A 22,845-nucleotide genomic window follows, 5' to 3' on the forward strand; every position below is an offset into this window, starting at 1 on the left:
GAAGCTCGGAGCTTGCTGCTTGCAGCTGGGAGAATCCCCATGAGTCTGGAAAACATCTCCTGTCAGAAGAGTTTCGGTGGCTGGCACAAGCGTTATCGCCATCGCTCCGACGTGCTCGGTTGCGACATGGTGTTTGCCGTGTACCTGCCGCCGCAGGCGGAGCAGGGCGGTAAGTTGCCGGTGCTGTACTGGCTGTCAGGCCTGACCTGCACCGACGAGAACTTTATGCAGAAGGCCGGCGCGATGCGCATGGCCGCCGAACTGGGTTTGATCATCGTTGCGCCGGACACCAGCCCGCGTGGGCCGGATGTGCCGGGCGATCCGGATGGCGCGTGGGATTTCGGCCTCGGTGCCGGGTTTTATCTGAATGCCACGCAGGAACCTTGGTCGCGCCACTATCGGATGCATGAATATGTCGTGCAGGAATTGCCTTCACTGGTTGAAGGGCATTTCCCGGCATCGGACAAACGCAGCATCAGCGGCCACTCCATGGGTGGTCACGGTGCGTTGGTCTGTGCGTTGCGCAATCCGGGTCGCTATCAATCGGTGTCGGCGTTTTCGCCGATCAACAATCCGATGGATTGCCCATGGGGGCAAAAAGCTTTTTCCCGTTTCCTGGGCGAAGACCGGTCGAAGTGGAAGGAGTGGGATGCCTGCGCATTGATCGCCGAGGCGGAGGAAAAACTGCCGCTGCTGGTCGATCAAGGTGATCGCGACGACTTCCTCGAGAAACAACTCAAACCCGAAGCCTTGCAACAAGCGGCAAAACAAGCGGGCCATCCGCTGACGTTGCGCCTGCAACCGGGCTACGACCACAGCTATTTCTTCATCTCAAGCTTCATAGACGACCACTTGCAGCATCACGCACGCGCCCTGCGCGGTTAATGCAGGTAGAATCACGCCCTGACAAAAATCGGGGCGTTTTTTTATGCGTATTGGCCACGGCTATGATGTGCACCGTTTCGCTGAAGGCGATTTCATTACTCTGGGCGGCGTGCGCATTGCACACAGCTTCGGGCTGCTCGCTCATTCCGACGGTGACGTCCTGCTGCACGCCTTGAGCGATGCCTTGCTCGGCGCGGCCGCGCTGGGCGATATCGGCAAGCACTTCCCGGACACCGACCCGCAATTCAAGGGCGCCGACAGCCGTGCGCTGCTGCGGCATGTGGTCACGCTGATCCATGCCAAAGGCTGGAAAGTCGGCAACGTCGACAACACCATCGTTGCCCAGGCGCCGAAAATGGCCCCGCATATCGAATCGATGCGCGCGCTGATCGCGGCGGATCTTCAAGTTGAGTTGGATCAAGTGAACGTGAAAGCTACCACCACCGAAAAGCTCGGCTTTGTCGGTCGCGAAGAAGGCATCGCCGTGCACTCCGTTGCCTTGTTGCTGCGCGCATGAACGAACTGCAATTGCTCGGCCCGCGTGCCTATGGCGAAGCCCTCGGCACTGCGGTACTGAAAGCCATCGCTGAAGACTTCCAGGTCGATGAAGTGCTCGACATCCCATTCAGTGGCGATGGTGAGCACCTGTGGATCTGGGTGGAAAAGCGTGGCCTGAACACTGAAGAAGCGGCCCGGCGCATCGCCAAGGCTGCCGGCGTGCCATTGCGCACTGTCAGCTATGCCGGTCTCAAGGATCGTCAGGCGCTGACCCGTCAGTGGTTCAGCGTGCAACTGCCGGGCAAGGCTGACCCTGATCTGTCGGCGGCAGAAAACGACACGCTGAAGATCCTCAAGACCACGCGCCACAAGCGCAAGCTGCAACGCGGTGCGCATTCGGCCAACGGTTTTACCTTGCGCCTGACCCAGTTCGCGGGCGACAAAGACGCGATTGAACAGCGTCTGCAACGGATCGCCAAGCAAGGCATTCCCAATTATTTCGGCGCCCAGCGTTTTGGCCATGACGGCGGCAACGTCGTTGATGCGCGTTCGTGGGCGGCACGCAAAGCCTTGCCGGAGCAGCGCAATGTGCGTTCGCGCCTGCTCTCCACCGCGCGCAGCTATCTGTTCAACAAAGTGCTGGCGGCGCGTGTGGCTGATGGCACCTGGCAACAAGCCCAGGTCGGCGATCTGCTGGCCTTCACCGACAGCCGCAGCTTTTTTCCGGCCGGTGAGGCTGAATGCAGCGACCCGCGCCTGGCGATTCTCGATCTGCATCCGACCGGCCCGCAGTGGGGCGAAGGTGACTCGCCGACTGCAGGCGCTGTCCATGAACTGGAGCAGCGGATTGCCGCTGGTGAGGCGCAGCTGCGCGATTGGTTGATTCACGCCGGCATGAGCCACGAACGTCGCATCCTGCGACTGCCCATTGCCGGGTTGACGTGGCATTATCCCCAGCCTGACATTCTGCAACTGGAATTCGTCCTCCCGGCCGGATGCTTCGCCACTGTATTGGTGCGCGAACTCGTTGATCTGGTGCCGGTGGGGCAGACGGACAGCCCATGCGTATTCTGATTTCTAACGACGATGGGGTAACCGCACCCGGTCTTGCCGCGCTTTATGCTGCGCTGGCGGATTACACCGAGTGCGTGGTTATCGCCCCGGAACAGGACAAGAGCGGCGCCAGCAGTTCGCTGACGCTCGACCGTCCGCTGCACCCGCAATACCTGGCCAACGGCTTCATCAGCCTCAACGGCACACCGACCGACTGCGTGCACCTGGGCCTCAACGGCTTGCTGGAGCGCCAAGCGGACATGGTGGTCTCCGGGATCAACCTCGGCGCCAATCTGGGTGATGACGTGTTGTATTCCGGCACCGTCGCGGCAGCCCTCGAAGGGCGCTTCCTCGAACGTCCGTCGTTTGCCTTCTCACTGGTCTCGCGTCAGGTGGATAATCTGCCGACGGCGGCCTACTTTGCGCGCAAACTGGTCGAGGCCCATGCCGGGCTCGATCTGCCGCCGCGCACGGTGCTCAACGTGAACATTCCCAATCTGCCCATCGACCACATTCGCGGTATTCAGCTGACCCGACTCGGCCACCGGGCCCGGGCGGCGGCGCCGATGAAAGTGGTCGATCCGCGTGGCAAGGCCGGGTACTGGATTGCCGCTGCCGGTGATGCCGAAGATGGCGGGCCGGGCACTGACTTCCATGCGGTGATGCAGGGCTATGTGTCCATCACGCCATTGCAGCTTGATCGCACCTTCAACGATGCGTTCAGAAGCCTCGATGGCTGGCTGGAGGGACTGCGCTGATGTCCCGCGAACACGAAGACAGATTGCGCAGCGGGATCGGCATGACCTCCCAGCGTACCCGGGAGCGGCTGATCCAGCGCTTGTATGAAGAAGGTGTTTGCAACGCCAAGGTGCTGGAAGTCATCCGCCGCACGCCGCGGCACCTGTTTGTCGACGAAGCGCTGGCCCATCGCGCCTATGAAGACACGGCGCTGCCGATCGGCAACAACCAGACCATTTCCCAGCCTTATATGGTAGCGCGCATGAGCGAGCTGCTACTGGAGGCGGGGCCGCTGGATAAAGTGCTGGAGATCGGCACGGGCTCCGGCTATCAGACTGCCGTGTTGTCGCAACTGGTCGAGCGCGTGTTTTCGGTCGAGCGCATCAAGGTGCTGCAGGACCGGGCCAAGGAACGTCTGGTCGAACTGAATTTGCGCAACGTGGTGTTCCGCTGGGGCGATGGCTGGGAAGGCTGGCCGGCGCTGGCACCGTATAACGGCATTATCGTGACAGCCGTGGCGACCGACGTACCCCAGGCATTGCTCGATCAACTGGCACCCGGTGGACGCATGGTGATTCCGGTCGGCTCGGGAGAAGTGCAGCAACTGCTGCTGATCGTGCGCGAAGAAAACGGCTTTTCGCGACATGTACTAGGTGCTGTTCGATTCGTGCCTTTGCTCAACGGGCCACTGGCCTGAGCATTTATTGGCAGGCGCTGAATTCCTTTCGTTCGCCCATGTCTTACTCGGGCAACGATGGTTTAAACGCGCAGATTGTCAGCTTGCAAACGTGTGCGCGAAGCGATTTCGCTTCATTAAGGGTAAAGCCGATTCGGCCCGTTATACTTGCGACACTTCATGCCGGAATCCGGCATTCCAAATTTTTCAGCCACCACAAAGGGAGCGGCGGGTGAGTCTCACAGTCATTGCGCAGCGTATGGGTAACACAAGCTTTCAGCGCCTGGTGACTGGCCTTGTCTTGAGCACCTTGCTGGTGGGTTGCTCCAGCACCAAATCGAACAACGTGCGCGTGGTCGATCGCAACAACACGGTTGCACAACGTCCTACCGTGACGACCGGGCAGTATGTAGTCCGTCCGGGCGATACGATGTTTTCGATCGCATTTCGCTACGGCTGGGACTACAAAGCCCTCGCTGCCCGGAACAATATTCCTACGCCGTATACGATCCATCCGGGTCAGACAATTCGCTTTGATGGCCGTACCGGTTCAACGCCGACTGCGGTGGTTAGCAACAGCAGTTCTTCGCCATCTTCCTCGAGTAAAACCACGGTAATCCGGCGCCAGGCAAATGGCACGACGACCACGACAACCACCGGTTCTACAGGGGTTGCACCGTCCGTCGGCAACAAATCAACGCCTGCTCCGATGCCTCCTGCAGGCCCGGCCCCGACCGGCTGGGGATGGCCATCTAATGGCATTCTGATTGGAAAATTCTCTTCAAACGGTAGTTTGAATAAAGGAATTGATATCGCCGGAGATTTGGGACAGCCTGTTTTAGCTGCGTCTGATGGGACGGTGGTTTACGCCGGGAGTGGCTTAAGGGGCTACGGCGAATTAGTCATCATCAAACACAGCGAAACCTACGTCAGTGCTTACGGACATAACCGCAGGCTGTTGGTTCGGGAGGGACAGCAGGTCAAGGTCGGACAGACAATTGCCGAAATGGGGTCAACGGGTACAGACCGGGTGAAACTGCATTTTGAGATTCGCCGCCAAGGTAAACCTGTAGATCCGCTGCAGTTCCTGCCAAGACGTTGATTTGTAAGTCAGCCTGTTCCATCGCGTAGAGGGGACAGGCTCCAGCGCTGCCAAGGATAAAGGCGTCGCTTGAGCTTGGGGTCGAACTCACCAAAGGACTATAACAATGGCTCTCAGTAAAGAAGTGCCGGAGTTTGACATCGACGATGAGGTTCTCCTTATGGAGACCGGCATCGATTCGGATTCTTCGATGTCGAATGATGAAGGGGCTGCTCCACCTTCCGTTCGTTCCAAATCCAAACACTCCGCTTCACTTAAACAGCATAAGTACATCGACTACACGCGGGCACTCGATGCCACGCAGTTGTATCTCAACGAAATCGGCTTTTCCCCATTGCTCTCCCCGGAGGAAGAAGTTCATTTTGCGCGACTGTCGCAAAGTGGCGATCCGGCCGGGCGCAAGCGCATGATTGAAAGTAACCTTCGACTGGTGGTGAAAATCGCCCGGCGTTACGTCAATCGGGGGCTGTCGCTGCTGGATCTGATCGAAGAGGGCAACCTCGGACTGATCCGCGCGGTTGAGAAGTTCGATCCCGAGCGCGGCTTCCGCTTCTCGACCTACGCGACCTGGTGGATTCGTCAGACCATCGAGCGCGCGATCATGAATCAGACCCGGACCATCCGGCTGCCGATTCATGTGGTCAAGGAGCTCAACGTGTACCTGCGGGCTGCACGTGAGCTGACACAGAAGCTCGATCACGAACCTTCACCCGAAGAAATCGCCAACCTGCTGGAAAAACCGGTGGGTGAGGTCAAGCGCATGCTGGGCCTGAACGAACGGGTTTCTTCGGTCGACGTCTCGCTGGGTCCGGATTCGGATAAAACCCTGCTGGACACCCTCACCGATGATCGTCCGACCGATCCATGCGAACTGCTGCAGGATGACGACCTGTCGCAGAGCATCGATCAATGGCTGTCGGAGCTGACTGACAAGCAGCGCGAGGTGGTAGTACGCCGCTTCGGCCTGCGCGGTCACGAAAGCAGCACGCTGGAAGACGTAGGCCTGGAGATCGGCCTGACTCGCGAGCGGGTGCGGCAGATCCAGGTGGAAGGCCTCAAGCGCCTTCGTGAAATTCTGGAGAAGAATGGCCTGTCGAGCGAATCGCTGTTCCAGTAAGCGCCTCAAACGACCGCCCGCAAAAAGCCCCGACTGGTTCGGGGCTTTTTGTTTTCCGGGAAAGCCATTGGTCTGATCGAGACTGATGTAGTCATTCGCTGTAAGCCTTTGCTTACTGTTTCGTAAGTGTTCGTTATTTTTACACTGCGGAAGACGACGATCATGTTCAAGCTAAGTAATTAACTTGTTGAATTTCATGCTTATTTTTTAATGTGAAAGGCATATTACGGCCCGTTTCAGCGGGGAGGAGCGATTGCTCTTGTCAGGGAACTCTCTAGTATCCGGGTTGTGTCGACGGACAGACACGCCCTTCAAGGAAGAGGGGAACGGACATCGCAGGATGCGATTCATCAGGATGATGAAAAGGAATACAGGGAATAGGGAAAAAATGTGGGCGGGTCATACCGCCCCTTTTTTTGCCTGTAGAAAAGTAAAACGCAGAAAAGCAAAAAGGCCCGCAAGGGGCCTTTTTATCCCGCGCGCAACAGATCAGCGTTCGAGGTCTTTAAGCTTGCTGCCGACAGACTTGTTGATAACGCGGTCGAATGCTTCAGCGTCAGGCAACGAATCTTTCTTCTCGGTGATGTTCGGCCAGATTTCTGCAAGATCAACGTTCAGCTGAATGAATTCCTGCATGTCCTCTGGGACTTCGTCCTCGGAGAAAATGGCCACGGCCGGGCATTCTGGTTCGCACAGGGCGCAGTCGATGCACTCATCCGGGTGAATCACCAGGAAGTTCGGGCCTTCGTAAAAGCAGTCCACCGGACAGACTTCTACGCAGTCGGTGTACTTGCACTTGATGCAGTTGTCGGTGACGACGAAGGTCATTTCTAATTTTCTCCTCAGGCGGCGGCAGCGTTGCCCCTTCACGGTTGGGGTCGCCAGGTTCGGGAGCGATACCTGCTGGCCAGGCTATTAGCCAGCAGCATCCCAAACCGCGCGAGATTCTAACAGCTTGAAGCGGTTTGCGTTATATCCGCTTCTTCAGTGCTTATATCCGGTTCTTCAGTGCATAGAGCATTTCGAGCGCTCGGCGTGGGGTCATGTCATCCAGATCGACTTTCGCCAGCTCGTCCAGCACCGGATGCGGCAGGCTGGCGAACATGTCGCTTTGCTGCGGCGTCGACGGCTTGCCCTTGACGGCGGGTTTAGCTGTCTCGTGGGGCAAAGCCGTGTCTTCCAGTCGGCTCAAGTGCTCGCGGGCGCGCACGATCACTTCGCTGGGCACGCCTGCCAATTGTGCCACGGCCAAGCCGTAGCTTTGGCTCGCCGGCCCCGGCAGCACGTGATGCAAGAACACGATGCGTTCGTTGTGCTCGGTCGCATTGAGGTGCACGTTGGCCACCAGCGGTTCGGCTTCCGGCAATACCGTCAGCTCGAAATAGTGCGTGGCAAACAAAGTATAGGCGCGCAGCTGTGCCAGACGCTCGGCCGCTGCCCACGCCAGCGACAGGCCGTCGAAGGTGCTGGTGCCGCGACCGACTTCGTCCATCAGCACCAGGCTGCGCTCGGTCGCGTTGTGCAGGATGTTGGCGGTTTCGCTCATTTCGACCATGAAGGTCGAGCGGCCGCCGGCCAAGTCATCGCTGGAGCCGATCCGGGTGAAGATGCGATCCACCAGCGACAGTTCGCAACTGGCCGCCGGCACGAAGCTGCCGATGTGCGCCAACAGCACGATCAACGCGGTTTGGCGCATGTAGGTGGACTTACCGCCCATGTTCGGGCCGGTGATCACCAACATGCGCGTGTTGTCATCCAGGCCCAGGTCGTTGGCCACGAACGGCGTGGTCAGCACTTGCTCGACCACCGGGTGACGGCCCTGAGTGATGCGCATGCACGGCTCGCTGACGAAACGCGGGCAATTCAGATCAAGATTCAGCGCACGCTCGGCGAGATTGCTCAGTACGTCGAGTTCGGCCAACGCACCGGCGGTGTCCTGCAATGGCGGGAGCTGGCTGATCAGATCTTCCAGCAGCGCTTCGTAAAGCATTTTTTCCCGGGCGAGCGCGCGGCTCTTGGCCGACAGCGCCTTGTCTTCGAACTCTTTCAGCTCCGGCGTAATGAAACGCTCGGCGCCTTTTAGGGTTTGCCGGCGAATGTAATCCGCTGGCGCCGACTCGGCCTGCTTGCTCGGCAGTTCGATGAAGTAGCCGTGAATGCGGTTGTAGCCGACCTTCAAGTGGCTTAGGCCGGTACGCGCCTTTTCCCGTGCTTCCAGATCGATGAGAAACTGGCCGGCGTTTTCGCTCAGCGATTGCAGCTCGTCGAGTTCACTGTCGTAACCGGTTTTGAGCACGCCGCCGTCACGGATCACCGCGGGCGGGTTATCGATAATGGCTTTTTCCAGCAATGCCGCCAGTTCCGGGTAAGTGCTGGTGGTGGTCGCCAGAGCTTGCAGGTGCGGTGCTTCCAGATCGGTCATCGCCACTTGCAATTCGGGCAGGGCGCCGAGCGCGTCGCGCAGGCGGGCGAGGTCACGGGGACGCGCATTGCGCAGGCCGATTCGCGCGAGGATCCGCTCGATGTCACCAATTTCCTTGAGCTGCGGTTGCAGCTTTTCGAAGCGGTAGCGATCAAGCAGGCAAGTGATCGAGGTCTGGCGCGCCAGCAACACCGTCAAGTCGCGCAATGGACGGTTGAGCCATCGGGTCAGCAAACGGCTGCCCATGGCGGTCTGGCAGCGATCGACCACCGATTGCAGGGTGTTGTCGCGGCCACCGGCCAGGTTAGTGTCGAGTTCAAGATTGCGGCGGCTAGCGCCATCCAGAACCACGGTGTCGTCGAGACGCTCGTGGCGCAGGCTGCGCAAATGCGGCAGGGCGGTGCGCTGGGTTTCCTTGGCGTAGGCCAGCAGGCAGCCCGCAGCGCCGATGGCCAGGGTCAGGTTCTCGCAACCAAAGCCTTTCAGGTCTTGGGTCGAGAATTGCTGGCAAAGGCTTTTCAGCGCGGAGTCACGCTCGAAATCCCACGGCGCGCGACGGCTGACGCCACGGCGTTTTTCCGCCGGCAGATCACGTGGCCAGTCATCCGGGATCAGCAACTCAACCGGATTGATCCGCTCCAGTTCCGCCAGCAGATTTTCCCAGCCCTTGATTTCCGACACGCTGAAGCTGCCGCTGGTGATGTCCAGAACGGCCAGGCCGAACAAGCGCTCGTCACCCAACAGTGCAGCAATCAGGTTGTCGCGGCGCTCATCGAGCAGCGCCTCGTCACTGACTGTCCCCGGCGTGAGAATACGCACCACCTGACGTTCGACCGGACCTTTGCTGGTCGCCGGGTCGCCGACCTGCTCGCAGATCACCACCGACTCGCCGAGCTTGACCAGTTTCGCCAGATAGCCTTCCGCCGCGTGGTAAGGAATCCCACACATCGGAATCGCCTGCCCCGCCGACTGCCCGCGCGCGGTCAGGGTGATGTCGAGCAACTTGGCAGCCTTCTTCGCGTCTTCATAGAAGATCTCGTAGAAGTCGCCCATGCGGTAGAACATCAGCTGATCCGGGTGCTGATTCTTCAGGCGCCAGTACTGCTGCATCATCGGAGTGTGGGAGGACAGGTCTGAAATAGCTTTATTCATCAGGGGTTTAGCTTTACCGGAATGAGTGACAAGGCAAAAACGGGGGCATTCACATCTTCAAAATGGCGGTTGTTTGCCAGCGATGCGACCCGTGGGTTGATTCAGTGGGGCCGAGTATGAAGTTTTTTTGAGGTGGATGCAGCAACGCGCCGCCGCTCGGGGGGGCATTGTGTCCTATAGTGCCGAAAAGCTATCGAATGTTCGGAATTCGTCGATTGCAGGTCAGTTGAGGACACAGTTTGGAACAGTCAGAGGGCATCGGATCAGGAGCATCTTCGAGCGATTGTTTCTACGATGCGGAAAAAATGACCCTCAGTCGGGCAGGACGATCAGCCTGTCTGGGCAGCAATGAAAGTGATCTGTTACTGGCATTGATCGCCGGCGTGACCGATAAGGAACAACTGATCTCGCGGGTGTGGGGCGAGCGCGGGCTGGTGATTTCCGACAGCAGTTACTACAAAACCCTGCACATGCTTCGCGCACATTTCGCCGACGTGGGTTTGCCAAGGGACAGCCTCAAGACTTTGCCGCGCCGCGGCGTGGTGTTGCTGTGTGAGATTCGGTTGGTCAGCGCAGAAGTTACGAAGCCTGAGTCCGAGACGGCGATGTTAATGCCTGACGAGCAGGCGTTCATCCCCGTGACGAAGCCGTTGCGCCGCTACTGGCGCTATCTGTGGCCCGCAGTCGTTGTACCCGCGATTGTTTTTCCGCTGTTTTACGCTTACTTGATCTTCAAGAAACCCGCCGACCTGGAAGAGTGGAAACTCATCTGGCAGGAAGGCGAGGCCAAGTTATATGTGGAAGAAAGTGAAAGGATGTCGAAGGACGAAATACTGAAAGCTCTCAGCGAGTTCGAACCGCCCATTGTTTTGTCCGATACCAATTACTATGTGCGGAAGCCGCTCTCCCAATTATTGATCAAGTGCGTCAAGCCTGAAAGTAAAGGGGAGGCCATATGCGTGAACTACCAGCTCGTTGGAAAAAAATAATCGCGCTGTCGGCCGTTTCTTCGGTATTGATTTTCGGCGCATTGATCATCAGCTATTTTTATTCGATCAATCGCGATATTCCGCGTGCACCGTGTTTCGCCTCCATCGACTTTGTACATACCCATGACCACAAAGTTCGTTGGCATGGCGTCGGTGATATGACGATCGATCCGAAAGAAGGCGCTCTCTATGTGTACTACGTGGTTAAAGCGCCCGAGGGTAAAGTCTTTACCTATGACCGCAAGTTCGACATTGCCCTCACTCATCTCGATACTTCCAGGTTTCTGTTCAAGACGCGATCCATTGTGAAGTTTGATTCCGACACGGCAGGAGATGAACTGCCGTTTATGGAAGGAGGTTTCCAAGGCGGTATGGTCACCTTCAACTACTTCTCTGATACCGAGTATTACTACAACATCAACAATCTCATCAATGGCGTCTGCCACGTCCCGCGCTAGCGAAAACCCAAGGGTGCAAGGCCTTGGAGCGAATGAGTAAGACTGAGTAAGACGCCAGTAAGGCCTCGACGACCCTGCGTTGTTAATGTGATTCACGTCAAGCCAACAGCCTCTGCGACTGTGCCGAAGAGCCAGCACAGCAGGCTGTTTTTATTGTCTTGAAGAATGTAATGACGGTTGGGTTATCAAGGGGGCTTATCGATGCTCTGGTTTTGTGTGCGCAGTTCTCATAGGGTTCAAGCCCCGGCCTGGAAACGATCCATTGCCATTAATAGAGAAGGCACTGTATTTGTTGCCGCGGCAATTGGTGGCAAAGAGAAAGACGTGAGTCTATCCACGCTGTCTGACTGTACGCCGGTGTTACTGTGTTTTGATCATGTTTATGTGCCAATGGCGTGGATGGTGGAGCACTTCCCAACGTGCAAGACATGCTGTCGTGAAATGGTTTCGGCCGCCTTATACGGTCTACAGAAAACCTTGAATTGCCGTGATGCCTGGAATCGGGTCAGTTATTTCTGCGGTCGTTCTGACGAGAAGCGCTACTTGGAGTTCGTTTGATGAAGCTGAGTATTTTTTGCAGCCTGATGCTGGTGGTCAGTTGCCTTTTAATCGTTGAGCGTTCATTCGCCGACTCGCGCCAAAGTTGCGCCGATCGCCGCATTGAACTTGTTCGGCAAATAGAACGCGCGGATGCGGCGGATAATGTTTACCGCAAGGCCGGCCTGGAGCAAGCGCTGGCGAATGTCGAGCGTTACTGTCGTGAGTCCTCTGCAGAAGATGACCACGAAAGAGCCATTCAGAAGGCCGAAGCGGAAGTTCGGCGCAGACAAAACCATTTGAAGGCGGCGCGTCAGTACGGTGATGTGAAAGTCATCAAGAAGCATGAAGCCAGGCTCGAACGTGCCGAAGCGAAGTTGCAAGCGCTGTTTGATGATTAAGCGCCAACTCAGCTGTAAACCCACGTCTATATCAGTGACCTGCGGAAATTCGACAATGAAAAATGCATTTATCTTTGCTTCTCTCTTTACCTCTGCTGTTTTGATTTCGGGTTGCACCGCTACCGATTGGGTATACGCCGCCGGTGGCATCATGGGCGCGAAAGACGACTACGACAAAAAAGCCCGAAGCGATCGGCTCAAGCGAGCCAACGCGGCAGCACGTCGGGTCAAATCGTGATTTATGCATCACTTATGCAAAACAGCATTTGTCTTCGCGAATAACTTCAAGCATTATGCGCGTTATGCAAAAACGCAACGTAGCCTCCGTCTTAAGAGCACTGCTCGACCAGCACGGGATCTCCCCCACGGAGCTCCACCGTCGCACCGGCGTGCCTCAATCCACTCTCTCGCGGATTCTCAGCGGGAAGATCGTCGATCCCTCGGATAAACACATTTCGAAGATTGCCGAGTACTTCAATGTCAGTACCGATCAGTTGCGCGGGCGCGCGGATGTCGCGCAGGCGGCAGGCGCCACGCGTGATGCCGTGCACGCGGAACTCAAGGACATAATGCTGTGGGACGACGATACGCCTGTCGATGATGACGAAGTGTCGGTGCCGTTCCTTCGCGAGGTTGAATTGGCTGCTGGATCAGGAAGATTCGTCATTGAAGAGAGCGAGCGCTCTAGCTTGCGCTTCGGCAAGCGCAGTCTGCGCCACAATGGTGTGCAGTTCGACCAGGCCAAATGCGTGACCGTGCGTGGCAACAGCATGTTGCCGGTGCTGCGTGATGGCGCCACAGTGGGTGTAAATGCGGGCAAGTGCGGCATCGGCGACATCATTGATGGCGATCTCTATGCGATCAATCACAACGGCCAGCTGCGCGTTAAACAGCTTTATCGCCTGCCGACCGGCATCCGCCTGCGCAGCTTCAATCGCGACGAGCACCCGGATGAGGACTACAGCTTCCAGGAAATCCAGGAAGAGCAGATCGTCATCCTCGGACACGTCTTCTGGTGGGGCATGTACGCCCGCTGATCTGATCGACTTCAAATGAAACCCGCCCTCCCGGCGGGTTTTTTTTCGCCTGCAGAAAATCCTCAAGGCCTTTCTGGACGGGGCCTCCATGCGCCTGTGCATTTTAAACGCATAAATAAATGCATTTACGCATTGACTGTATATGCATCCATGCATATTCTTGCCACCAAGCCGCTCGACAAAGCGGCTGGCAAGACAAGCTCTTTAGTTCCACAAGAACAGGCAGCGATGAACCGGCCTTAACGGTTCAGAGGGTTGGCAACTGACCCGGGTGTGCAGCGTAAAGCACCAGAAGCAGTTATCCGGCGGGCAGGGACCGCGGTCGGAAAAACAATTTGAATGGACTCGTACCGCGCCAGTAGCGCCGAAAAGTCAGCTTCCTTCTTGAACACAGGATTTGAAGGAAGGCGAAGGAGCGCATTACTGAAAAGCCCGGTGCATTGCCGGGTTTTTTGGAATGCCTGCCAGGTTTCATCGCAACACCCACTTGAAAGGACAACCCATTGAGGAGTTTCAAATGAATCTCTATTTGCCCGGCAAGTTGCCCGGCTTCACGGACTGCCTGGTGGACGTTCAAGAAGTTCGCAGGTCGGCCGCTTTGGGCGCTCGAAATCATCGGAGGCAAGGACAATGAATCGTTACGTTTTGGTCGGGACTGTTTACAAAACCGGTTATCAGGTAGCCCTGCAGATTCTGGAAACGGAAGATGCCATGCCCACCACGCTTCCGGACGGCGTGTCGGATGGGTGGTGGTATGACATCACCGGATATACAACCGCTCATGTCGGCTGGAAGGTTTTTGATCTGGATGCGGAAGGTTTGCTCTTTGTCGAACCGACTGACCTGGAGCATCGCAAAATGACCAATGCGCGTATGCAGGAACGGTTCGACGTCGCCGCGCAATGGATAGTGTTCAACCCACTGCAATACAAAGTTGATCTCGGTGTAGCGGCGCCAGCAGAAGTAACGACGTTGGCGCTTTACAAACAGTACTGGATCGACGTCAGCGAAGTCCGCAATCAGTCTGGGTATCCATCTGCGATCAACTGGCCTGTTGCCCCTTTCTAGTCGAAGGGATGAGAGCGCATTACTGAAAAGCCCGGCCCAGTGCCGGGTTTTTCGGAATGCCTACCTCAAGAGAAATCGATTGAACCCAACACACACCACTCATCCATCACACCAGGGGGCGTGACATGACAAACGAGCAACAAGCGTTGGCCGACATGCCGATCTGGCTGGTCATCCTTCTCGCCGTAGTGGGCGGGGTGTCCGGCGAAATGTGGCGTGCCGACAAGGAGGGCGCCCGTGGCTGGTCATTGCTGCGGCGTCTGGCATTGCGTTCTGGCGCCTGCATGATCTGCGGCGTGTCGGCGATCATGCTGCTGTATGCCGCCGGCATGTCGATCTGGGCTGCCGGCGCCTTCGGCTGCCTCACCGCAATGGCCGGTGCCGACGTGGCCATCGGTCTGTACGAACGCTGGGCCGCCAAGCGCATCGGCGTCTGCGAAGTTCCACCCCGCGACCAGCCTTAACCTTGAATGTCATTCGTGCCGCCCTTTGGGCGGCAGGGCTGCGCGTGGACGATTGAAAAGGAGGTCATGTATGCCCACACCGATCCAGCAGCCGTCGCAATTGTTCACCGCCATCGCGACGACGCTGCGCAACACCGCCGGACTCAATATCAGCGTCGGCAATCACGACGAATTCACGGCGCCGGGCGATCAGGCCTGGGTGCTGATCGACTTCGACCGCAATGCACCAGGAGTGCGTGCCGCTGACGGGCGTATCGCTCATGTCATGACGGTGTCGCTGCAAGTCGTACCGGCGCTTTCTGCAACCGCGTTTGCAGCGTGCGATCTGATTGCCGTGCTGAAAAACCTGATCACCGATAACCGCTGGAACTTGCCCGGTGATCAATGTGATTTGCCGACCAACATCGATGGCTTGCCGTCATTGTTCGGCGAGCAATTCAAGGCCTGGACCCTGACGTTCGAACAGACCCTCTACCTCGGTCCGACCTTGCTTGACGACCCGCTCGGCACGCCAAAATTCGCCCGTACCTGGGAGGTCAGCAACATCGACGATCCCGATCAATACACCGCGCTGGAGGGCTGATCGATGTTCGACGCATTACTGCGCATGCAACTGGGGCCGATCATCGAACGCCTCGCGGAAATGGAAGCGGAGATCGAAGACCTTAACCGCCGCGCCGAGAGCTTCTGCCGCATCGGCATTTGCCAGACTGTCGACGCCGCGAGCAACACCTGCCAGGTCAGCCACGGTGGTTTGCTGACGCCGGCCATCAAGTTCTTCAACCCGAGTGCCGGGGCGCAGAGCGAATCGCGGATCCCGAGCGTGGGCGAGCAGTGTCTGCTGTTCAACTACGGCAGCGGCGAAAGCGGCGCGCAGAGCGTGGCTCTATTCGGCCTCAACAGTGACCGTTTTCCACCGGCCTCCACGGTGCCGACGTTGACTCGTCGTGTGCATCAGGACGGCAGCGAAAGCGGCTACGACGACGCCACCCACACCCTCCATTGGCAGAACGGCCCGGCTTTTTTCAGCGGTTCTCGTGAAGCGCTGGAACTGAGCATCGGCCCGGCCAGACTGGCCATGACGCCACAACTGATCACCCTGCAACTGGGCGCCGTCGGCCTGACCATCGACGCCTCCGGCGTGCACTTCAGCGGCCCGTTGGTCGATCACCAGGGCCGTGTCATTAGCCCCTGATTCAAGAGTTTTCCATGATCGGAATCGATAGAGACAGTGGGGCCACGGTCGACGACTGGCTGCAGTTTGTGCAGCGCGCGACCCGGGCCCTGACCACGCCGCTGGGCACCCGGCAAAAACGGCCCTTGTACGGATCGCTGATCCCCTCGCTGCTGGGGCAGAACCTCGGTGACGACGTCCTGCTGCTAGCGCAGAGCCACGCCGCGCAAGCGTTCTATAACGCACAAAACGGCATCAGCGATTTTCAACCGCAAGTGATCGTCGCCAGCCGTCAGGGCGCTGGACTGCTGCTGCGCTTCGCCGGCACCTGGAAAAACCGTCAACAAACCTTCGAGGTCGTGACATGAGCATGTTGATTCCCGGCCAGAACCAATTGGCCGAACCCGCCCTGATCACCGTCGACGCCTTTGAGGATTTGCTCGCCGAGTTCAAATCGTTCGTCGTCGAATACGTCGCTGCGCGCTCGCCGGACAGTGCGGCAAAACTCAAGATCAGTCTCGACAACGAAAGCGAGTTGCTGACCCTGGCGCTGGAAGCCTTTTGCGTCCGGCTGCAAACCCATGAACGCAAATACAACGCACGCATCAAGCAGATGCTGGCGTGGTGGGCGACCGGCAGCAACCTCAATGCGCGGCTGGCAGACATGGGCCTCGAACGGCAGTTGCTGGATGCCGGCGACCCGGCGGCATTCCCGCCGGTGCCGCCGATTTATGAAAGTGACGACGATGCGCGTTTGCGTTATTACCTGGCGCCCCATGCTCCGGCAGCAGGTTCGCGAATGCAGTATCGCCGCGAAGTGTTCACCCTCGGCGAGCGGCCAACGGTGAGCGTCGAATCCAGCGATGCCGGTGTGGTGAACGTCACGTACACCTTCAACCCGAACGGCCTCGCCGCGCAGGTCAAGGATGGCAACGGCCGGCGCACCGCGCCCGGCGAAGTGCAGGTCACGGTGCTGGCGCGAGAGGGCGACGGCACCGCGTCCGAAGCCCTGCTTGAGGGGGTGCGTCAGCACTTCGCCCGTCCCGACGTGCGACCGGAAACCGATCTCGTCACCGTCAAGTCTGCCGACATTCAGCGCTACAAAATTCGCGTCGTCGCCAAGATCAATTCGGGCCCTGATTCCGGCCTGACAAAAGTCGCGGCGCAGCAGCAATTACAGGCCTACGCCGACAGCTGTCATCGTCTCGAAGGCCGGGTCGATCCGAGCTGGATCGACTTCACGCTGCACAGCGCCGGAGCCGTGCAATTGCAGATTCTGGAACCGCTGGCGCCGATCGTGACCACGGCGTTTCAAGCGCCGTACTGCACGGCGGTTGAAGTCGAGGTGCTGACGCTATGAGTGAAAAAACTCAGCGCGCGACGCTGTTGCCCGCCAACAGCTCGGCCCTCGAGCGCGGTCTGGATCTGGGCTTCGCTGCATTGCTGGATCGCATCGCGCCGCCGTTCCCCGAATTGATGAACCCCAGCGAAACGCCGGTCGCTTTTCTGCCGTATCTGGCAGCGGATCGCGGTGTCGCCGAATGGAGCACCGATGCGCCGGAAGCGGAAAAACGCCTGACCGTTGAACTCGCCTGGCCCACGGCACGTCAGGCCGGCACTCGCAAGGCATTGGAAAACGCTGCCAAGGGTTTGCAACTGCGCCCGGAAATCCGCGCTTGGTACGAACAGACACCGCCCGGCGCGCCGTACAGCTTTTCCGTGCGCGCCTTCAGCGAACAACCCTATAGCGAAGCCATCGACGCCCGTCTCGACCGACGCCTGGCCGATGCCAAAAGCGAGCGGGATGTGCTGACGGTCTCGGTGGGGCTCAGCGCGTTCGGCAATCACGTCATCGGCGCCGCGACGTTCTGCGGTGAGCTGACCACGGTTTATCCGATCGTCATCGAAGGGCTCGAAACCTCGGGCGAAGCGTTCATGGCGGCGGCGCTCTACACCGTCGAAACATCCACTATTTATCCTCAGGGGGCCTGAATGGCTGACTATTACACCCTGCTCACCAACGCAGGGATTGCCTACGAAACGGCGTGCAAAGCCGCAGGCACGCCGATCAAGTTGACGCAGATTTCCGTCGGCGATGGCGGCGGCGCGGTCTACAACCCGGCGGCCACCGCCACTGCGCTGAAGCGCGAAGTCTGGCGCGGACCGCTCAATGCGCTGTTCCAGGACGAGAAAAATCCGAGCTGGCTGCTCGCCGAAGTGACCATTCCGCCGGATGTCGGCGGCTGGTATGTGCGAGAAGCGGGGCTGTGGACTGATACCGGAGTTCTCTACGCCATCGTCAAATATCCGGAGTCGTTCAAACCGGTTCTGGCCACTTCTGGCTCGGGCAAAGAGTTCTATATTCGTTCGATTTTCGAAACGAGTAATGCATCGCTGGTGACGTTGTTGATTGATGACACGGTGGTCAAGGCCACGCGTGCTTGGGTCATGAGTTACCTCGCCGAAGAACTCGGCAAACTTGATGGCAAGCAATCGGTGCGTGTCGCCGCGACGGGCAATGTCGTGCTGAACGGCGCGCAGCAGATTGACGGTGTCGCGGTGGTCGCTGGTGACCGTGTGCTGTTGCCGAGTCAGACGCTGGCGAAGGACAACGGCCTGTGGATTGTCGCCAATGGCGACTGGCTGCGGGCGACGGATGCCAACAGCAACGCCAAGGTCACGCCGGGCCTGACGGTGATGGTCGAGGAGGGTACGGCGAACGGAGATTCATTGTGGCACCTGACCACCAATGCCCCGATCACCCTCGGCACAACTGCGCTGACGTTCAAGATGCTGGCGGGGCGTACCGGGATTGCTGCCGGGACTTACAAGAGTCTGACGGTTGATGAATATGGTCGGGCGACGGCGGGTGCGAATCCTGAAACGTTGGCTGGGTTTGGTATCAAGGATTCGTATACCAAGGCTGAAGTTGAAGCACTGATTGCCAAAGCATCGGCATTGCCGGTGGGTTCGATTGTGGCGTTCCCGGTTGATTCGCCACCGCCGGGTTTTCTCGAGCTGGATAACAGCGTCAAGAGCAGCGCGACTTACCCGGACTTGAGTGCTTATCTGGGCGGCAAGTACAACAAAGGGGATGAGGGGGTTGGTAATTTCCGCCTGCCTGAGGGGCGTGGGGAATTTTTGCGTGGTTGGGATCATGGGCGTGGAATCGATGAGGGGCGTCAGATAGGCACTCTGCAACTGGACGCTATGCAACGGCTGACGGGCGGGATTTCTGCCGCAGACTCCACGGGACTCGGCCAGGTGGTTAACGGCGTATACAGTGGTTCAAAGTCCGGGGTTGCAAAGGGTACGAGTGCTGCGGCTGATGCCTATACCAACTTGAATTTTGACAACGCGCGACAGGCCCGGACAGCCACAGAAAACCGTCCGCGTAACGTCGCGGTGATGTGGTGCATCAAAGCCTGGAACGCCCCGGTCAATCAAGGAAACATCGACGTAGCGGCACTGGTCGAGGAAGTATCTCGGCTTGGATCTGCCGTGCCGGTCGGTGCGGTGATGGCTTTCCCGACGGGCATCGTGCCGCCCGGTTTTCTGGAACTGGATGGCAGTGTGCAGAGCATTGCGACTTACCCGGATCTGGCTGCGTACCTTGGTACCACCTATAACAAAGGGAGTGAGGGTACCGGCAACTTCCGCTTGCCCGAGTCGCGCGGTGAATTTCTGCGCGGTTGGGATCATGGGCGAGGCGTGGATGCTGGACGTGAGATGGGCAGTCAACAGAAAGGTTCGCTTTCTGGTTATGACGCGGATTCGAACGGTCTCACTGCCGCAATGGGTATGGGGGCAGCCAGCGGTAGCAAGGCTGCCGAGTTTGGTCTGGATGCACTATCGGCTGCAGGAAATACGTACCCAGTAACCATGGGGTACGCCACTTTGATTGGCTCAAGTGTGCCGAGCGATCTGTACGCTGGCATTGTCCGGCCGCGCAACCTTGCGGTTATGTGGTGTATCAAAGCCTGGAACGCACCGATCAATCAGGGAAACATCGATATCACTGCGCTGGCGACGCTGGCGCAACAAGCCTCCGAAACCAATCAAGGCACAGCACAAGTTGCGACTCAAGTGCAGGCGGATGCAGGCGCAGACGACAAAACGATCGTAACTCCGAAGAAACTGCGCTGGGGATTCTCCATCAGTGTATCCGGCGACATGAGTGGCAGCTACGTCATCTTTCCAACCTGGCTGGGAGGTTTGATTCTGCAATGGGGCATGACGCTCGCTATTCCATCTGGAGGCAACTATGTACAGGCTTTCCCGATAGCCTATCCGTTGGTTAATCCATCAGTTTTTACCACTTATCCCAATACCGCTACGGACGCTCCCGTAGGCTCGACCTATATCGGGCAAATCAAAGGGATCAGTAAAGCTAACGTGACTATTCGCAATACGGGTCAGGCTGCCGGCCAGTTTTACTATTTTGCAGTTGGTCGCTAACACACCGAGAGGTGAGGATTAATCATGAAGTTCGCAACATTTGATGAGAACGGAACGCTGACTGGTCGATATGACTCGGGCATTCACAGCGTTATTCCCGAGCATGCTATTGAACTCAGCGAAGCGGTGTTTTTAGCGACAAGAACTGATATGGACGGTATCTGGAAGCTGATCGATGGTGACGTAGTCAAAGTACCTATTCCGAAGGTCGAAACGAATTACGCCGCATTGTTCGCAGCAGAGCGTTTCGCACATGAGGCATCAGGCATCACTGTAGACGGCGTGAGCATCGAGACCACGCGTGATAGTCAGGCACTCATCGCCAGTACCGGCCTGTCGGCGATTCTCGACTCGGAGTACCGCTGCAATTTCAAAACGCTGGATGGGTTTGTCCAGATCAACGCAACGCAAATTCTGGCCATCGCTCAAGCTGTTCGTGCTCATGTCCAGGCCTGTTTTGACCGAGAGCTAGACCTTTTGAATGCGCTTGAGTCAGCTACTTACACCGATGAAATGCTCAAGGAAGGCTGGCCCGATTCTTCGGCGGCTATGCCAGTCACCACGCCCCAATAAACGCCCCGCACCCCGGGGCGTTTTCTTGTCCGCTTAAAACCATTCAACACCCGCCAAGCCCCTCCCTACGAGGGGCTTTCCCGTTTATGGAGAAACGAAAAATGGCAACCCGCCAAACCTACACCGTGCTCGTCCCATTCCCCACCGGCGGTGGGCACTGGTCGAGCATCGGCCAAGACCTTGATCTGCTCGACGTCGAAGCGAGTGCCTTGCACTTCGCCGGTCGACTGGAACTGAAAACCCAATCCACCCAGGCCAAAAAGGCCGCTGCCAAGAAGGCTGACTGAACATGGCTGAGGTTTTGAACTTCGAGCACAACGGCATTACCGTCAATGCCACCGAATCCCCCGAGGCCATGGGTGGCCTGGGTGACAACGTCATCGGTCTGGTCGGCACTGCGCCGAACGCCGATCCGCTGATTCCGCGTAACGCAGCGTTTCGCATCAACAGCTTCACTACTCATGCGCTGCTCGATCCGACCGGTGCGGAAGAGGGCACCCTGTACCACGCGGTTTACCAGATCCTCAAAGTGGTCAAGGTGCCGGTGTACGTGGTCATCGTCGAAGCGGGCGCGACCCCGGCCGACACCGTCAACAACGTGATCGGCGGCGTCGATCCGCTGACCGGTCGCAAGCTCGGTCTGGCCGCGCTGGGCAGCGTTCCGGAAGACCTGACCATCATCGGCGCGCCGGGCTTCACCGGGACCAAAGCAGTGGCTAGCGAGTTCGCCTCGTTCGGCAAGCGCATCAAGGCCCGTGTGGTGCTGGACGGCAAGGACGCCTCGGTCGCCGATCAGGTGCTGTACAGCCAGGAATTGGGCGGCGCCGACCTCGGTTTCGACCGTTGCCTGGTGGTGCACAACATGCCCGCCGTGTACTCGAAAGCGGCGAAGAAAAACGTCTTCCTGTCGCCGTCCAGTCTGGCGATTGCTGCGCTGGCGAAGGTCAAGCAGTGGGAGAGCCCGGGCAATCAGGTGACTTACGCCGAAGACGTGTCGCGGGTCGTTGAATACAACATCCTCGACACCTCCACCGAAGGCGATCTGCTCAACCGCTACGGCGTCAGCTACTACGCCCGCACCGTGCTTGGCGGCTTCTCGCTGCTGGGTAACCGCTCGATCACCGGCAAGTTCATCAGCTACGTCGGTCTCGAAGATGCGATCAGCCGCAAGCTGGTCAAGGCCGGCCAAAAAGCCATGGCCAAGAACCTGACCAAATCCTTCATGGATCAAGAGGTCAAGCGCATCAACGACTGGCTGCAAACCCTGGTCGCCGACGAAACCATTCCTGGCGGCAGCGTGTACCTGCACCCGGAACTCAACAGCGTCGAGAAGTACAAGAACGGCACTTGGTACGTGGTCATCGACTACGGCCGCTACGCGCCGAACGAACACATGGTTTATCAACTCAACGCCCGCGATGAAATCATCGAGCAGTTCCTGGAGGACGTTCTCTAATGTTTACCAACCGCGTAAGACAGGCCATCGCGGCCACCCTGCAAGGCCTGCCGTTGTCGGCGACCGTTGAAGAATTCACCCCGCCGAAGATTGACTTCGACATGGAAAGCATGACGGGCGGGCGCTTCATCGTTGAGGAAATGGCCAAGAGCGCGAAGGCGCTGAATGCCACGCTCAAGCTGCAAGGCACCGGTGCTGAAGTGTTGCTGGCGATGGGCGTGAAACTAGGCGACGACATCCTGCTGAACGTGCGTGAAGCCGGACAGGATCAGGACGGCAACACCTGGTTCACCTATCACACAGTAGGCGGCAAGCTGAAATCTCTGGCTGAAGATGCGCTGAAAATGGGTAGCAAAGCCATCACCACACTGGAACTGTCCTGCCGTACCTACAACCGTCTGGAAAACGGCGTGCCGGTGATCGACATCGACGTGCGCACCCAGAAGTTCGTACTCAACGGCGTCGACATTCTCGGTGATGCCCGGCGTGCGGTGCTGATGCCGTAACTCAAGGCCCAACACAAAACCCTGTAGGAGTGAGCCTGCTCGCGATGACGTCAGTCCATTCGACATGGATCTGACTGAAGG

General features: G+C 58.1%; 26 protein-coding genes. 24 read left to right on the forward strand and 2 right to left on the reverse strand.

What is annotated here, in order from left to right:
• Positions 1-33: 33 nt before the first annotated feature.
• From fghA to rpoS, 7 genes are all read left to right on the forward strand, one after another.
• Positions 34-885, forward strand: a complete 852-nt coding sequence (gene fghA / locus AC3Y64_RS05670) for an S-formylglutathione hydrolase (RefSeq protein WP_489987927.1) — start codon at positions 34-36, stop codon at positions 883-885.
• Between the two features lie 43 nt (positions 886-928).
• Complete coding sequence (ispF, locus tag AC3Y64_RS05675; RefSeq protein ID WP_489986727.1) at positions 929-1,402, forward strand: 2-C-methyl-D-erythritol 2,4-cyclodiphosphate synthase; 474 nt, start codon at positions 929-931, stop codon at positions 1,400-1,402.
• Entirely contained in the window at positions 1,399-2,457 is a 1,059-nt protein-coding gene (truD, locus tag AC3Y64_RS05680; protein WP_489986728.1) for a tRNA pseudouridine(13) synthase TruD, read from the forward strand. Before ispF ends, truD begins: the two co-directional genes overlap by 4 nt.
• Positions 2,445-3,194, forward strand: a complete 750-nt coding sequence (surE, locus tag AC3Y64_RS05685; RefSeq protein ID WP_158960661.1) for a 5'/3'-nucleotidase SurE — start codon at positions 2,445-2,447, stop codon at positions 3,192-3,194. Before truD ends, surE begins: the two co-directional genes overlap by 13 nt.
• A 41-nt stretch (positions 3,195-3,235) precedes the next feature.
• Positions 3,236-3,871, forward strand: a complete 636-nt coding sequence (locus tag AC3Y64_RS05690; protein WP_178113750.1) for a protein-L-isoaspartate(D-aspartate) O-methyltransferase — start codon at positions 3,236-3,238, stop codon at positions 3,869-3,871.
• A gap of 211 nt (positions 3,872-4,082) precedes the next feature.
• Positions 4,083-4,952 (forward strand): peptidoglycan DD-metalloendopeptidase family protein, encoded by an 870-nt coding sequence (locus AC3Y64_RS05695; protein ID WP_489986729.1) that lies wholly within the window; start codon positions 4,083-4,085, stop codon positions 4,950-4,952.
• Positions 4,953-5,058: 106 nt separating this feature from the next.
• Positions 5,059-6,069, forward strand: coding sequence for an RNA polymerase sigma factor RpoS (gene rpoS, locus AC3Y64_RS05700; protein ID WP_122591386.1), 1,011 nt, complete (start codon positions 5,059-5,061; stop codon positions 6,067-6,069).
• A gap of 489 nt (positions 6,070-6,558) precedes the next feature.
• Here rpoS and fdxA read toward each other — a convergent pair whose 3' ends face one another.
• Both fdxA and mutS read right to left on the reverse strand, forming a co-directional pair.
• Complete coding sequence (gene fdxA, locus AC3Y64_RS05705; RefSeq protein WP_489986730.1) at positions 6,559-6,897, reverse strand: ferredoxin FdxA; 339 nt, start codon at positions 6,895-6,897, stop codon at positions 6,559-6,561.
• 163 nt (positions 6,898-7,060) lie between these two features.
• The gene (mutS, locus tag AC3Y64_RS05710) at positions 7,061-9,631 is read right to left on the reverse strand and encodes a DNA mismatch repair protein MutS (protein WP_489987928.1); all 2,571 of its coding nucleotides are present in this window, start codon (positions 9,629-9,631) and stop codon (positions 7,061-7,063) included.
• A 251-nt stretch (positions 9,632-9,882) separates the two neighbouring features.
• On the opposite strand from mutS, the gene AC3Y64_RS05715 reads away from it, so the two are divergent.
• The 17 genes from AC3Y64_RS05715 to AC3Y64_RS05795 all read left to right on the forward strand — a co-directional run bounded on the left by AC3Y64_RS05715 (position 9,883) and on the right by AC3Y64_RS05795 (position 22,764).
• Complete coding sequence (locus AC3Y64_RS05715) at positions 9,883-10,632, forward strand: winged helix-turn-helix domain-containing protein (protein ID WP_489986731.1); 750 nt, start codon at positions 9,883-9,885, stop codon at positions 10,630-10,632.
• The gene (locus AC3Y64_RS05720; protein ID WP_489986732.1) at positions 10,599-11,090 is read left to right on the forward strand and encodes a hypothetical protein; all 492 of its coding nucleotides are present in this window, start codon (positions 10,599-10,601) and stop codon (positions 11,088-11,090) included. The genes AC3Y64_RS05715 and AC3Y64_RS05720 overlap by 34 nt, the downstream gene beginning before the upstream one ends.
• A 557-nt stretch (positions 11,091-11,647) precedes the next feature.
• Entirely contained in the window at positions 11,648-12,028 is a 381-nt protein-coding gene (locus AC3Y64_RS05725) for a DUF1090 domain-containing protein (protein WP_489986733.1), read from the forward strand.
• Between the two features lie 55 nt (positions 12,029-12,083).
• The gene (locus tag AC3Y64_RS05730) at positions 12,084-12,266 is read left to right on the forward strand and encodes a hypothetical protein (RefSeq protein WP_489986734.1); all 183 of its coding nucleotides are present in this window, start codon (positions 12,084-12,086) and stop codon (positions 12,264-12,266) included.
• Between the two features lie 64 nt (positions 12,267-12,330).
• Positions 12,331-13,065: an XRE family transcriptional regulator gene (locus tag AC3Y64_RS05735; RefSeq protein WP_236427602.1), complete on the forward strand. Its 735-nt coding sequence runs from the start codon at positions 12,331-12,333 to the stop codon at positions 13,063-13,065.
• A 630-nt stretch (positions 13,066-13,695) separates the two neighbouring features.
• Positions 13,696-14,133, forward strand: coding sequence for a tail fiber assembly protein (locus tag AC3Y64_RS05740; RefSeq protein ID WP_489986735.1), 438 nt, complete (start codon positions 13,696-13,698; stop codon positions 14,131-14,133).
• A gap of 125 nt (positions 14,134-14,258) precedes the next feature.
• Complete coding sequence (locus AC3Y64_RS05745) at positions 14,259-14,597, forward strand: phage holin family protein (protein WP_007908817.1); 339 nt, start codon at positions 14,259-14,261, stop codon at positions 14,595-14,597.
• Positions 14,598-14,667: 70 nt separating this feature from the next.
• A complete protein-coding gene (locus AC3Y64_RS05750) occupies positions 14,668-15,180 on the forward strand; it encodes a hypothetical protein (RefSeq protein WP_489986736.1) in 513 nt (170 codons plus the stop codon).
• A 3-nt stretch (positions 15,181-15,183) separates the two neighbouring features.
• Positions 15,184-15,792: a phage baseplate assembly protein V gene (locus AC3Y64_RS05755; protein WP_489986737.1), complete on the forward strand. Its 609-nt coding sequence runs from the start codon at positions 15,184-15,186 to the stop codon at positions 15,790-15,792.
• A 14-nt stretch (positions 15,793-15,806) separates the two neighbouring features.
• Complete coding sequence (locus tag AC3Y64_RS05760) at positions 15,807-16,139, forward strand: phage baseplate protein (protein WP_007908814.1); 333 nt, start codon at positions 15,807-15,809, stop codon at positions 16,137-16,139.
• Positions 16,136-17,131 carry a baseplate J/gp47 family protein gene (locus tag AC3Y64_RS05765; RefSeq protein WP_489986738.1) on the forward strand — a complete coding sequence of 332 codons (996 nt, stop codon included), beginning with the start codon at positions 16,136-16,138 and terminating at the stop codon, positions 17,129-17,131. Before AC3Y64_RS05760 ends, AC3Y64_RS05765 begins: the two co-directional genes overlap by 4 nt.
• Entirely contained in the window at positions 17,128-17,763 is a 636-nt protein-coding gene (locus AC3Y64_RS05770; protein ID WP_489986739.1) for a phage tail protein I, read from the forward strand. Before AC3Y64_RS05765 ends, AC3Y64_RS05770 begins: the two co-directional genes overlap by 4 nt.
• A complete protein-coding gene (locus AC3Y64_RS05775) occupies positions 17,764-20,229 on the forward strand; it encodes a phage tail-collar fiber domain-containing protein (RefSeq protein ID WP_489986740.1) in 2,466 nt (821 codons plus the stop codon).
• 24 nt (positions 20,230-20,253) lie between these two features.
• Complete coding sequence (locus AC3Y64_RS05780; protein ID WP_489986741.1) at positions 20,254-20,802, forward strand: DUF4376 domain-containing protein; 549 nt, start codon at positions 20,254-20,256, stop codon at positions 20,800-20,802.
• 101 nt (positions 20,803-20,903) lie between these two features.
• Positions 20,904-21,089 (forward strand): hypothetical protein, encoded by a 186-nt coding sequence (locus AC3Y64_RS05785; protein ID WP_463387971.1) that lies wholly within the window; start codon positions 20,904-20,906, stop codon positions 21,087-21,089.
• Between the two features lie 2 nt (positions 21,090-21,091).
• Positions 21,092-22,258, forward strand: coding sequence for a phage tail sheath protein (locus AC3Y64_RS05790; protein ID WP_489986742.1), 1,167 nt, complete (start codon positions 21,092-21,094; stop codon positions 22,256-22,258).
• Positions 22,258-22,764, forward strand: a complete 507-nt coding sequence (locus AC3Y64_RS05795) for a phage major tail tube protein (protein ID WP_158960718.1) — start codon at positions 22,258-22,260, stop codon at positions 22,762-22,764. Before AC3Y64_RS05790 ends, AC3Y64_RS05795 begins: the two co-directional genes overlap by 1 nt.
• Positions 22,765-22,845 lie beyond the last annotated feature (81 nt).

Source organism: Pseudomonas sp. 4CAES_32.4 (assembly GCF_058136335.1).

Coding starts and splice junctions, on each gene's coding strand:
- AC3Y64_RS05770 (WP_489986739.1), top strand. CDS start 17,128: ATGAGTGAAAAAACTCAGCGCGCGACGCTGTTGCCCGCCAACAGCTCG.
- AC3Y64_RS05730 (WP_489986734.1), top strand. CDS start 12,084: ATGAAAAATGCATTTATCTTTGCTTCTCTCTTTACCTCTGCTGTTTTG.
- rpoS (WP_122591386.1), top strand. CDS start 5,059: ATGGCTCTCAGTAAAGAAGTGCCGGAGTTTGACATCGACGATGAGGTT.
- AC3Y64_RS05740 (WP_489986735.1), top strand. CDS start 13,696: ATGAATCGTTACGTTTTGGTCGGGACTGTTTACAAAACCGGTTATCAG.
- AC3Y64_RS05750 (WP_489986736.1), top strand. CDS start 14,668: ATGCCCACACCGATCCAGCAGCCGTCGCAATTGTTCACCGCCATCGCG.
- AC3Y64_RS05790 (WP_489986742.1), top strand. CDS start 21,092: ATGGCTGAGGTTTTGAACTTCGAGCACAACGGCATTACCGTCAATGCC.
- fdxA (WP_489986730.1), bottom strand. CDS start 6,897: ATGACCTTCGTCGTCACCGACAACTGCATCAAGTGCAAGTACACCGAC.
- AC3Y64_RS05765 (WP_489986738.1), top strand. CDS start 16,136: ATGAGCATGTTGATTCCCGGCCAGAACCAATTGGCCGAACCCGCCCTG.
- surE (WP_158960661.1), top strand. CDS start 2,445: ATGCGTATTCTGATTTCTAACGACGATGGGGTAACCGCACCCGGTCTT.
- truD (WP_489986728.1), top strand. CDS start 1,399: ATGAACGAACTGCAATTGCTCGGCCCGCGTGCCTATGGCGAAGCCCTC.
- AC3Y64_RS05755 (WP_489986737.1), top strand. CDS start 15,184: ATGTTCGACGCATTACTGCGCATGCAACTGGGGCCGATCATCGAACGC.
- AC3Y64_RS05785 (WP_463387971.1), top strand. CDS start 20,904: ATGGCAACCCGCCAAACCTACACCGTGCTCGTCCCATTCCCCACCGGC.
- AC3Y64_RS05760 (WP_007908814.1), top strand. CDS start 15,807: ATGATCGGAATCGATAGAGACAGTGGGGCCACGGTCGACGACTGGCTG.
- AC3Y64_RS05745 (WP_007908817.1), top strand. CDS start 14,259: ATGACAAACGAGCAACAAGCGTTGGCCGACATGCCGATCTGGCTGGTC.
- AC3Y64_RS05690 (WP_178113750.1), top strand. CDS start 3,236: ATGACCTCCCAGCGTACCCGGGAGCGGCTGATCCAGCGCTTGTATGAA.
- AC3Y64_RS05735 (WP_236427602.1), top strand. CDS start 12,331: ATGCAAAAACGCAACGTAGCCTCCGTCTTAAGAGCACTGCTCGACCAG.
- AC3Y64_RS05780 (WP_489986741.1), top strand. CDS start 20,254: ATGAAGTTCGCAACATTTGATGAGAACGGAACGCTGACTGGTCGATAT.
- AC3Y64_RS05795 (WP_158960718.1), top strand. CDS start 22,258: ATGTTTACCAACCGCGTAAGACAGGCCATCGCGGCCACCCTGCAAGGC.
- ispF (WP_489986727.1), top strand. CDS start 929: ATGCGTATTGGCCACGGCTATGATGTGCACCGTTTCGCTGAAGGCGAT.
- AC3Y64_RS05775 (WP_489986740.1), top strand. CDS start 17,764: ATGGCTGACTATTACACCCTGCTCACCAACGCAGGGATTGCCTACGAA.
- AC3Y64_RS05725 (WP_489986733.1), top strand. CDS start 11,648: ATGAAGCTGAGTATTTTTTGCAGCCTGATGCTGGTGGTCAGTTGCCTT.
- AC3Y64_RS05720 (WP_489986732.1), top strand. CDS start 10,599: ATGCGTGAACTACCAGCTCGTTGGAAAAAAATAATCGCGCTGTCGGCC.